The organism is Halohasta sp. A2 (assembly GCF_056175805.1).
Map to the genome: position 1 here is coordinate 1 of NZ_JAQFWV010000094.1, position 11047 is coordinate 11047.

Annotated in this window: 7 protein-coding genes and 3 pseudogenes; 4 read left to right on the plus strand and 6 right to left on the minus strand. The window is 52.8% G+C overall.

What is annotated here, in order from left to right; genetic code table 11:
• Nucleotides 1–102 precede the first annotated feature (102 nt).
• Nucleotides 103–387 (plus strand): PadR family transcriptional regulator, encoded by a 285-nt coding sequence (locus O2S87_RS16835; RefSeq protein ID WP_475409919.1) that lies wholly within the window; start codon nucleotides 103–105, stop codon nucleotides 385–387.
• A 61-nt stretch (nucleotides 388–448) separates the two neighbouring features.
• Here O2S87_RS16835 and O2S87_RS16840 read toward each other — a convergent pair whose 3' ends face one another.
• Nucleotides 449–1426, minus strand: coding sequence for a DUF7983 family protein (locus O2S87_RS16840; RefSeq protein ID WP_475409920.1), 978 nt, complete (start codon nucleotides 1424–1426; stop codon nucleotides 449–451).
• 613 nt (nucleotides 1427–2039) lie between these two features.
• Here O2S87_RS16840 and O2S87_RS16845 point away from each other — a divergent pair.
• The 3 genes from O2S87_RS16845 (at nucleotide 2040) to O2S87_RS16855 (ending at nucleotide 3616) form a co-directional block, all read left to right on the plus strand.
• Nucleotides 2040–2477 (plus strand): universal stress protein, encoded by a 438-nt coding sequence (locus tag O2S87_RS16845; RefSeq protein ID WP_475409921.1) that lies wholly within the window; start codon nucleotides 2040–2042, stop codon nucleotides 2475–2477.
• 69 nt (nucleotides 2478–2546) lie between these two features.
• Nucleotides 2547–3056 (plus strand): winged helix-turn-helix domain-containing protein, encoded by a 510-nt coding sequence (locus O2S87_RS16850; RefSeq protein ID WP_475409922.1) that lies wholly within the window; start codon nucleotides 2547–2549, stop codon nucleotides 3054–3056.
• A complete protein-coding gene (locus tag O2S87_RS16855) occupies nucleotides 3053–3616 on the plus strand; it encodes an IS630 family transposase (protein WP_475409923.1) in 564 nt (187 codons plus the stop codon). Before O2S87_RS16850 ends, O2S87_RS16855 begins: the two co-directional genes overlap by 4 nt.
• Before the next feature lie 1020 nt (nucleotides 3617–4636).
• Here O2S87_RS16855 and O2S87_RS16860 read toward each other — a convergent pair.
• From O2S87_RS16860 to katG, 5 genes and pseudogenes are all read right to left on the minus strand, one after another.
• A complete protein-coding gene (locus O2S87_RS16860; protein WP_475409925.1) occupies nucleotides 4637–5431 on the minus strand; it encodes a lycopene cyclase domain-containing protein in 795 nt (264 codons plus the stop codon).
• Nucleotides 5432–5605: 174 nt separating this feature from the next.
• A pseudogene (locus O2S87_RS16865) lies at nucleotides 5606–5794 on the minus strand (IS1595 family transposase); the annotation flags it as partial.
• 46 nt (nucleotides 5795–5840) lie between these two features.
• Nucleotides 5841–7295 (minus strand): annotated as a pseudogene (tnpC, locus tag O2S87_RS16870) (IS66 family transposase).
• A 433-nt stretch (nucleotides 7296–7728) separates the two neighbouring features.
• Nucleotides 7729–8327 (minus strand): annotated as a pseudogene (locus tag O2S87_RS16875) (DUF7983 family protein); the annotation flags it as partial.
• 204 nt (nucleotides 8328–8531) lie between these two features.
• Nucleotides 8532–10676: a catalase/peroxidase HPI gene (katG, locus tag O2S87_RS16880; RefSeq protein ID WP_475409924.1), complete on the minus strand. Its 2145-nt coding sequence runs from the start codon at nucleotides 10674–10676 to the stop codon at nucleotides 8532–8534.
• Nucleotides 10677–11047 lie beyond the last annotated feature (371 nt).

The window sequence follows — 11047 nt, forward strand, 5'->3', positions numbered from 1 at the left end:
TATAAATACACGCTCAATATAGTGATATAAAAATAGAATCTAGTTATATATGATATCAGACACAAAATTCGACGATAGAGCGTCATAGACGGTCGTTTTTGAATGAAGGAACTGCTATCCAACTACCTCTATTGTATTGCCGCACTCGACGAGCCATCTGGCGCGGACATCCGTCGAGAACTCCAAGAATACTTGACAGCTGAAGTGAATCACGGACGGCTCTATCCCAACCTCAACGACCTCGTCGGCGAGGGGTTAGTCAGAAAGGAACAAATGAATGATCGGACGAATCTGTATACGCTCACCCCACTGGGAAGAGAACTGATCGAAGAGCGTCGACAGTGGGAGAACGACCAACTCGAGGACACTGAAATCGCTCTCCCCTGAACTCTTTCCTGGGTTAGTACCTCCGCTATTCGGCTTTTTCAGGGCGGATCACTGTGTGAATTCAGGCGAAATCCGTCCCGGATTTGAAACTGGTGAGTTCTTCAATACGGGCTTCGAGGTCTTCGATCTCTTGTTGGAGTTCGGTTGTCTCTGTGGAGTCGACAGCGGCGAGTTGGTCTTTGAGGCCCTGGAGTCGGGATTCTTTGCGCTCTTCGTCGACATCGGCCTTGCGGACGTACTGGCTTTCGTCGATCTCGTAGAGATCCGACTCTGAGAGGTCGGTCACTTCGAGTGCGTCGTCGACTTTCGAGGCGTCGACGGTGGTGACACGCTCGCGATCAATGCCTTGGTCTTCGAGTAGTTCGAGGACGGTCTCGTCGTCTTTGAGGGTTCGATTGCGTCGACTGGTGCGCTGGACAGACCCGTACTGGCCGTAGACGGGTTGGTCGTGGTGGAGTCGATCTAAGAGAAGCGAGCGGACCTGTTGGCGGAGGTCATTTGCATTACGCTGGACATCCGAGCAGAGCGTGTAGAGGTTAACCAGCTCAGCGGTCTCCATCGTTTCGAGGTCAGTCGGCTCGTAGCGTTCGAGGGCATCGATTAGGAGCAAGGCGTCGGAGTACAGCGGGAGGTCGGGTTCCTCACGCGTGGGATCGGAGTCTTGGCCTTCGACAGGGAGGTCGGCGTCGACGAGCGAAGAGGGAGTGGGGTTGTCGGTGGGTTTCAACACGCCATCGCGTGGGTCGATTTCGAAGAGTGGGTGAATCGAGAGAATAGTGGCGTAGGGTTCGGCGTCAGCTGGGAGGCGATCAAGATCGAAGGGCTGTGGAGAATCAGAGACACGGTCATAGAGGGTCTCGAACTGCTCGCGTTTGAGTGGGATAGTCGTCTCTTGGTCGCGGTAGGAAATGAGGAGGCGATGTTCTTGGGCGTCTTCGATGCGGAATGGTTTGTCAGAAAGTGGGGTTCGGAAGGTAGCGGTAGGTGGCACCTCGTCGATTTCGTCGAGGATGGTGTGCCAGATTCCAGAGAATGGCATCGGTATCTACCAATACGTCGTGGGAGAAGGAAAATGGTAGCGTCGGATACAGAATTTTATTTTCAAAACCTGAAATTCAGGAATACAATTATTATGCCGCAGCGTGAAGAACGAGATGCGCTTCGTCTTGGGGGCCGAAGCGTCAGCGGGGACCCGATTGCCAATCATTTCGTCGTGTCCACACTCTGTGTGGCATACCCCCTTTTGTGCTGGTTAGTGGACGACTACTCCGTAGAGGGATGTAAACTATCCTGTAGGTTTATGATGGTTGATTGGCTTGTCTGTCGATAATGACGCTCCCGCCGTTTCGACTACTGAGGCGTCTGGTTAGCAGCACCCACGGTGAGGTTCTGTGTGAATGTCGACGCTGCGGGTCGACGGTCGAACCTGGAACAAATGTATGTCCGTCCTGTGAACAGCGATCGATAGCTCGCTATGAGATGGAGTAGTCTGGATACTGGAGTTCACCGAGCTATGTCTGCAATACTGCGAGCGCGAGTTCAGCATCTGGTCTGGCTCTGGCTAAAGACTCTAATACTCTTGATTTCACCACTGGTCAGAAGAGCGACCGCAGAACACTATTAAGTCTGACGGCCGCGTATATATGAATGTCATGAAACGGATCTTAGTTCCGTTGGATGGATCACCGGAATCTGAAGCAACCCTCAGGGAAGCGTTTGATATCTTCTCAGAAGCGGAGATACACGTGTTTCACGTCGTTCAAGTTACTGAGTTCCCACAAGACACAACCAAATCGGCGTACGAACTCGCCGTCGAAAAGGGGAGAGAAATACTCACGCGGGCCGACGAAATCGCGGGCAAACACGATCGAGGAATCGAGACGCGGATGAAGGAAGGCCACGCCGCGAAAACGATCGTAAGATACGCCGAAGAGAACGATGTCGATCACATCGTTATGGGGAGTGCAGGTCGGTCGGGAATGCCTAGGGTATTGCTTGGGAGCGTCGCCGAGTCGGTAGCACGCCGGGCACCATGTCCTGTCGTAATTGTACGAGAAGATAGTGATGAGCGTGAGTCTACTGAAGAATGACGATCCAGTTGTTCGGCTTCTGATAGTGATTAGGTAAGTAATTTACCGAAGTACTCAATACAGTCGGTAATGGGTCGGCTCGACGATATCACACTTGAGGAACTCCACGAGCTGAAAGACCAAGTAGAGGATGGGAAGCCGCGAGAACGCGTTCTCGCGGCGATTGGGCGCAAGCTGGGCGACCATCTACATACGTTGGCTGATCGCCACGGCGTTGTCGAGAAGACGATCCGAAACTGGCTTGATCAGTTCGAGGAACAGCCGCTTGAGCAAGCTCCCTACGATGCTCCTCGACCGGGAGGGCCAGCTAAAATCGAAGGCAAAGAACGCGAACAGTTGTTCGAAGAATTGCAACAGGCACCAACTGAACTTGGCTACGATCAGCAAGCGTGGTTTCCGAAGCTTCTGCTTCACCACGTCAAAGAGGAGTACAATGTCGAATACAGCAAAGCCTACGCGTACGAACTGTTGGACGAGGCCGGGCTGTCCTTGCGGACAGCACGGCCGCGTCATCACGAAGCCGATCCTGAAAAGAAGGCAGAGTTTGAAGAGACAGTCGAAAAAAACGGCCAGAGTTGAGCGACAAAACAGTTGCTGTCGTCGATCAGTTCACCAAGCACGTTGGAACCGTTCAGCGACGCGGTTGGTTCCCAGTCGTCTCAAACCCGACGATAGAGACAGCAAGCTCCTGGGACTCGGTGACAGTACTTGATGCTGTCACCGACGGCGGCGAGAGTTTCTACACCTGGACGGAAGAGAATCTTACACGACACCACGGAATTCGATTGTTAGAGGCGCTAAAAGAGCGGTTTGGTGAAGAGTTAGTAGTATTTCTTGATCAAGCGAGCTACTTCTACGCGAGAGATCTCTGGGAGCATGTGAGCGGAGAGCGCGAGACCGAAACTGTCGGAGACAGTTCGGTCTCGTGCGTACGCGGAGATGATCTCGAAGTCTGGTATTTCCCGTCGAAACTCCCCGAACTGAACCCTGTCGAAGGGTGCTGGGACCAACTCCAGGAATGGTTCAAGTACCGGCTTATTCCAGATCTCTCAACACTGGAAGAGTATATACCACGAGGATTGAACGCGGTTAGCGAGCCAGATATTTGGCCGTATCTAACCGGTAATGATTCGTCCTAATCACTATAAGTATAGCAACCTGTTCAACTGAACAACTCATGATTGCTCTTGTGTCTCGGTTCTATTTTCCTTCTCTTAGAGATTAGTTCCCCGAACTTTGGATTCAATATGGACTCCAAAGTAAGTGGCCGTAGAGGGTGGTTAGTATATAAACAGAGGTCACTCAAATGGCCCAAAATCTAGATTCCAAAGTTCGAACAAAAGTGTGGCTCACTCCCACTCAAGTCGACGAGCTCCGTTCAGCGTGTTGCTCGACTGGTACCGACTAACTTCACGTTCGCTGTCGACTGTGACTGACTGCCGCCCGGCACGAGGGTTTCCCAACTGACACGGCATGCTGCCGTCAGGATGAGGTCAGACGTTAGTGTTCCGGGTAACACTTCTAAAGTCATGAGAATTATCTTTATAACTTATTAGTGGGATTTATCGATGTGTTTTTATTTTTTGGTTCTACGAGAGGTTTCGCTTTTGTTGGGAATGTCTTAGACAAAGACATCTAATATGCAAGACTGCGAGCACAAGTTGGGACAAACCAGTTGATCACTAAACTGTTGTATCCGTTTCCACGCTTGACAACAGTTGCAAATCCAACCGCGAGCATACCGAAGATAGCTGGGACGAGTGCGGTTATACTGGCGAATCCACTGAAAATTCAAGCCCCCAAGCCGAGGCCAACCAATACAACGCCGATAATAAGTCCGCTTGAGAATGCAAATTGTGTGCTGTCTGCCATGGTTTGATTTATACACACCATATATTATAGATTAGATACATGGTCGACACTGTCGCGGGTGAAATTAAACCTCCAGAACTTGTAAGTGTCTTCTGTTGACCGTTGAATAGAAAAGAACGGCTCGTTGAATATGTAAGGCTCGAATACAGTAGGCACACTCTATCTAGAGGGTGATAATCACTCAATGCGGACAATAGCGGTAATATCGATTGCCTCGGTCCTTATGCGAATTGACGGATTGGCTTCGTACATAAAATAGTAGTGAGTCACTCGCGTTGCCAGACGCTCTATTTCGGTTCGTCGGTCAACCAACTAGGTCGCAATCGCTTGTGAACGTACGCTTCAACAATACCCGTTTTATCGTTGTAATCGAGCACCCACTCCCAAAGAACAAGTCCGGTAACCGTCATCACGCCTGCTGAAACAAAGAACAGCGCCTCTTCTATTGGCAGCCCCAAAAGCGGAACCAGCAGCCCAGTCGTGTACTGCTCGGAGATGACCCACGTCCCCATCCCGATAGCGATGCGGTCGATCACCCACAGATACAACGACGGGATGATTGCGGCTTCAATCCACGGTCGGTACTCCCGGACCAGATAGCCGGCACCGACCGCCCACTGGATAACCACGACGGGTCCGACCCAGGCGATCAACCCACCCAGATACAAAAACGAATCTCCAAGTGTGATCAAATACAGTCCACCAACAAACATTCCGATCCCAATGATTACGCCAGCGACTGCTGGCACAACATCGAAGTCACCGCTTCGGTAAGTTGGATCAAACCCTCGCCAGTGGAAATAAAATCCCACCATCAGCGTCTGAATGACGAAGAACATGTACTCGCCGAGCGGGATGTGTAGTGCGCGCCAGACAACTGCGCCCTCGCCGTACCACCAGACTCCCGTTTGAATCATATAACTTCCCCAGGGAGTGGTGTACGCAAACGCGATGGCGATGAGAATAAGTAGTCCGGCCGTAGCCCGTTGCCGTCGGACCGGAGCATATGAGGGGGCAAGATACCATAGAATTGCCAACACCGGCAGCGTGAATACTAAATGAAACTGAAGATACGTGAGCATAATCCCATCCCAAAATTCCATGGCGGCACTCATCATCGCACCAATGACGAATGGTTCAGCCACCGGTGTAGCGAGTGTTCCTTGCATGTAATTGGTCTTTGATCAGTATCTTCAGAGAAGTACGCAAGCAGACAGATAAATATCTTCGCTCTTGTGGCGGAGATTGTTGGTGAGTCATAGTGCAGCTTCGAGGATGCTTTTCAGAGCTTCTTCTCCTGGTTTTCTGAAGACCTCACGTCTAAGCTGAAACGCTCTGAGATACGGTGTAAGTTTGTCTTTTGATACACCTCGATGAGGAGAAAGCCAGGATCGCATCAGCGATCCATGGCTCTCGCAGGTGTTCACGTGAACGTCTCCATCAACGGTAGTTGGATAGCAGAAGACGGATCTGCTGCTCAGCCTCTCGTCCTTACCAAAGTTCTCTCCCACCCAGAATTGACTGGCGCTGTTCTGGTGGATCAAGTCCTCGTCGTTTCCACGTCGCCAACATTGTTGTTATTGTCTCGTGAATCTGGACCCCTTCTGCCGAACGGAGGGTCCGAAACATCTTCCGAAGGACTACTTGCTCGCGCAGAGCCCGCTCTGCGCGATTATTCGTCGAGTCAACGTCTGGCTCAGTCACGAACGTCAGCCAATGACCCAATCCGTTGCTGATCTTCTCGATCAGCTGCTAAAACTCCCGGACCTCGTAATCCTCCCTAATCAGCCCCTCTAAGTGCAAGGACGCTTCCGCCCGCTTCTGCTCGCAGGCGGAAGTGGACAGCTCTCCTTCGACGAACGTCGTTAGATCGTCGTGGAGTGCGTGCAACTCTTCAGACAGCCGCTCTGCTTCCTCGTACCGTTCAGCGACGTACTCAGCCTCCCGCAACAGGTGCGCCCAGCACCGCTGAAGTTTCGTGTGATAACTCGAATACGCTGACCAACCGTCACAACTGAGCGTCGAGTCCTCGGCGAATTCCTCGCCGAGGACGTCTTCTAAGACTCCACTTCCACGGCTCTCATCAACCCAGAACAGCACCTCGTCATCAGTGACGAACGTCCACGCCCAGTGTTGCTCTCCGTCAACCGGAAAGCCTGTTTCATCACAGTAGACGACCTCACTCTCTCGAATCTTCTCTTTGACATCGTTGTATGCGGGTCGCAGCCGGTCTGCGACCCGCTTGGTTAAGTTGTAGATCGTCCGGTGGGAGATCGGAAGGTCGAACTCCCAGTCAAACAACTCGGCCTGTTTTCGGTTTGGCAGTCGTTGATGGAACCGACCGAGAGCGGTTTGGGCCAGGATATTTGGCCCAAACCACCCCTTTTCGGGACAGTCAGGATGCTCAGCAACGACCTCGTTTCCACAGGAGCAGTTGTGTTTGCCGAGTTGGAACTCTACGACGGTGGTTGGAACGGGAAGCAGGACATCGATAACAGTTCGTGAGACGTATTTCTCAGGGCTCGAGAGGATTTGCTCACAGTCTGGACAGTATCCCTGATCAACCCGAATCGTCTCTTCGGGTTCTGGTGGCGGTCGTGTTGTTCCTTCGTGACCTTCACTCCGTCCTGGTGAAGAGTCGCTGACGGCGTCAGGGTCGCCGCCAGCGTCGTCTTCTTCAGATTCTTCGTCTTCATCCTCGTCTTGACCGTCACCACCTGGTGATTTAGCCGCACCACCCTGCTTACTGGGTGGTGTGTTTGGATTTTCGTACTGCTTGAGGCGAGCCTCAAGCTGTTCGATCTCCTGTTGTTTTGCAGTGATCTGGCGGCGTAGAAACCGGTTCTCAAGCTCTTTGATTACCAACTGCTGGCGGAGTAGCGAACTATCATCGGTGCGGATCACGGAATCTATCGATTCCGTTGATCCGCGACTCCCCAGCGACACAATAGTTCAGTACTGGTGAACGATCTATGAGACTGCTACGAAATCGTCTCGGCATGGAACTGCTATCCAACTACGCGTTTACTATGTGTGCTATTATATTCCTAAATATGCTTCATATAAGCCAAATAAACCTACATTTTGTCTATTATTAGTGTATAATTTATGTTTTTGTGGATTTATACGAGAGATTTATATCCTGGCAGCCTCACATGTGCAATAATGAGTGGCAAGGAGGTGTTGACCTGAATTACGACTATACTGAGGGTCGACGCTGGCTCGTTGGAGCCATTGTCGACCCATCAAGCAGTAGTTGCTCCGAGTAGCCCCTTAGTATAGTACCTGACTTGTGCAAAGCCCCGACGGACCCAAGCCGTCTCCCACCAACGGCTTGTGGTCCTGTCTGCTCGTGTTCACCATATCTCGTTGAGAAATTTTAGTCGACATTGCTTGCGGAACTGAAATTGGTGAGTTTGTCGATTTGAGCTTCGAGATCTTCGATCTCTCGTTGGAGTTCTTCTGTCTGTGGTTCATCGACAAGCCATGATTTGATCTTTGAGGCCTTGGAGTCGTGATTCTTTGATCTCTTCGTCGACATCGGCCTTGCAGACGTACTGACTTTCGTCGATCTCGTAGTGATTCGACTTCGAAAAGTCGGTAACGTTGAGTGCCTCGTCGACTTTGGAGGTGTCGACAATGGTGACACGCTCGCAGTCAATGCCTTGATCTTTGAATAGTTTGATGGCGGTTTCGTCGTCTTTGAGTGTTCGATTGCGTCGACTCGTCCGTTGGATAGAGCCGTACTGGCCGTGGACGGGGCTGGTCGTGGTGGAGACGATCGAGGAGAAGCGAGCGCACATCTTGACGGAGATCATCAGCATTGCGCTAGACATCCGAGCAGAGCGTATAGATGTTGACCAGTTCAGCAGTCTCCATCGTTTAGAGATCAGTCGGCCCGTAGCGTTTGAGGGCGTCGATTAGGAGCAAAGAGTCGAAATAGAGTGGGAGATTGTGTTCTTTGCGTTCGGTCTTCTCGGGGTTGGTGTCGACGCCGATGGCTCCTATATAGACTAAACTGGGCTCCAAGACACGCTGTATGCCGCCAGCCAGAAAGGCAGCTATTTCAGCCACCCTCCAAAACGATACGGCGACTTGATGCGAAAGGATACCGCATCAATTAGCGAAACAAAATCGGGATGGTGTTCAATACCCGACAGGAGATGGGATAGTGATCAGCGATTATTCGAGATCGAAGCGATCAAGCTTCATGACTTTACTCCAAGTGTCGACGAAGTCCTCGACAAACTGTGGTTCACCATCTACGGCAGCATATACTTCTGCGAGGGCACGAAGCCGGGAGTTCGATCCGAACACGAGATCGACGCGTGAGCCGGTGAACGCCGTCTCTCCGGTCTCTCGGTCGCGGATTTCGAACTGCAGTTTGTCCTCGTCGATTGCTTCCCATTCGTAGCGCATATCTAGGACGGTCTGGAAGAAATCGTTGTTCAACGTCTCCGGTTCGTCAGTGAAGACACCGAGTTCGGAATTCTGGTAGGTGGCACCGAGTACCCGGAGGCCGCCGAGGAGTGCGGTCATCTCCGTAGCCGAAAGCGCTAACAGGTCCGCTTTGTCGACCAAGAGTTCCTCGGGCGAGCGGTCTAACACATCACCCTCTGTGTAGTAGTTGCGAAAGCCGTCGGCGTCCGGCTTCAGTGCCTGGAAGGCTTCGACGTCGGTCTGTTCCTGGGTGGCGTCGGTTCGACCCGGTTCGAACGGGACCTCAACGTCGTATCCGGCATCGGCCGCCGCCTGCTCGACTGCTGCGTTCCCGCCGAGGACGATCAGATCCGCGAGCGAGATCCGGACGTCATCGGATCGAGAGCTGTTGAACTCCTCCCGGATCTCCTCGAGCGTCTCGAGTACGGCATCGAGTGCCGCTGGCTCGTTGACCTCCCAACTCCGCTGCGGTTCGAGACGGATCCGCGCTCCGTTCGCCCCGCCTCGTTTGTCACTGTCGCGGTACGTCGATGCAGAGGCCCAGGCCGTCTTGACGAGCTGGGAGATGGACAGCTCCGAATTGAGGAGTTCGGCTTTGAGTTCCGCGATTTCCTCGTCGCCGACTAGGTCGTGGTCGACAGCAGGTGTGGGGTCCTGCCAGAGCATCTCTTCGTCCGGGACTTCTGGACCGAGCAAGCGTTCCGGTGGGCCCATATCACGGTGGATGAGTTTGTACCACGCTTTCGCGAACGCGATTCCGAACTCCATCATGTTCTCCTGGAACCGTTCGAGGATCTCCCGGTAGTCCGGATCGCGCTTCAGCGCGACGTCAGTGGTGAGCATCATCGGAGTGGCGCTGTCTTTGGGGTCGTGAGCAGGCTCTGCAGAGTCACGCAGTTCGCCATCCTTCGGTCGCCACTGCCAAGCCCCACCGGGGCCTTTGTGGGGTTCCCACTCGTGGTTGAGTAGGTTATCGATGAACTCCATATCCCAACTGGTCGGCGATTGGGTCCATGGGCCTTCTATTCCACTGGTGATCGTGTCGGCACCCTTGCCCTCACCGTACTCGTTGTCCCAGCCGAGGCCCTGGTGTTCGATAGCGGCCGATTCGGGCTCGGAACCGAGATTGTCATCTGTACTTGCACCATGGACTTTGCCGAAAGTGTGGCCACCAGCGATGAGCGCGACGGTCTCCTTGTCGTTCATTGCCATTCGGTCGAACGACTGTCGGATATACTTCGCTGACTCGAGTGGATCCGGATTCCCGCCCGGCCCTTCCGGGTTGACGTAGATCAGACCCATATGGTCGGCTGCAAGGTCGCCGATGAGGTTGCCCTCCTCGTCGTGGCGTTTGTCTTCCATCATCTCTTCTTCGGGCCCCCAGTCGACACCCACGTCGGGCTCAAATACGTCTTCACGGCCGCCGCCGAAGCCGAAGGTCTCGAATCCCATCGACTCCATGGCGACGTTTCCGGACAGCACGAGCAGGTCGGCCCACGACAGTTTCCGACCGTACTTCTGTTTGACCGGCCAGAGGAGCCGACGTGCCTTGTCAAGGTTTGCGTTGTCGGGCCAACTGTTGAGCGGCTCGAACCGCTGTGTCCCGCCCGAGTTACCACCGCGACCGTCGCCAGTTCGGTACGTCCCCGCGCTGTGCCACGCCATCCGGATAATAAGCGGCCCATAGTGGCCGTAATCGGCTGGCCACCACTCTTGAGAGGTCGTCAGTACCTCTTCGATATCCGCTTTCACTTCCTCGAAATCAAGCGATTCGAACGCTTCAGCGTAATCAAAATCCTCCTCGTACGGCCCGACATCGCGGGCATTCTGATCGAGAGGGCCTAAGTTCAGCGAGTTCGGCTTCCAGTCTCGGTTGGAACCGTCCATAATTAGGTTATGGCTAAACTTCACATAAATGCTACGATGTTTGATAATTTAGTCCTAACAGCGTAGGTGTATAGGTTCTCAAAAGAGTAGCTATTAGCTGCCTCAGTGTAGTATCAAGCATAAACTAGCTATTTTCCTATCTCTTACTAATTTATGTGTACTAATCAACCATGCCTCCATAAGGCTACACAACTGTCACGAACAGTGATAGCTTGGCTACAAAGCTGACTCGGATTATAGCGCAGCGGCTCTGTTGACTTGATGGAAACGCTGCTATCCTAAGAGAGCGTGAAACAAGATATGGGGCGCAAGAGACCGACGGATTTCACGTGCCGTAGAGCACGTTCTGTTGACTGGTCCGTGTGCGAAAG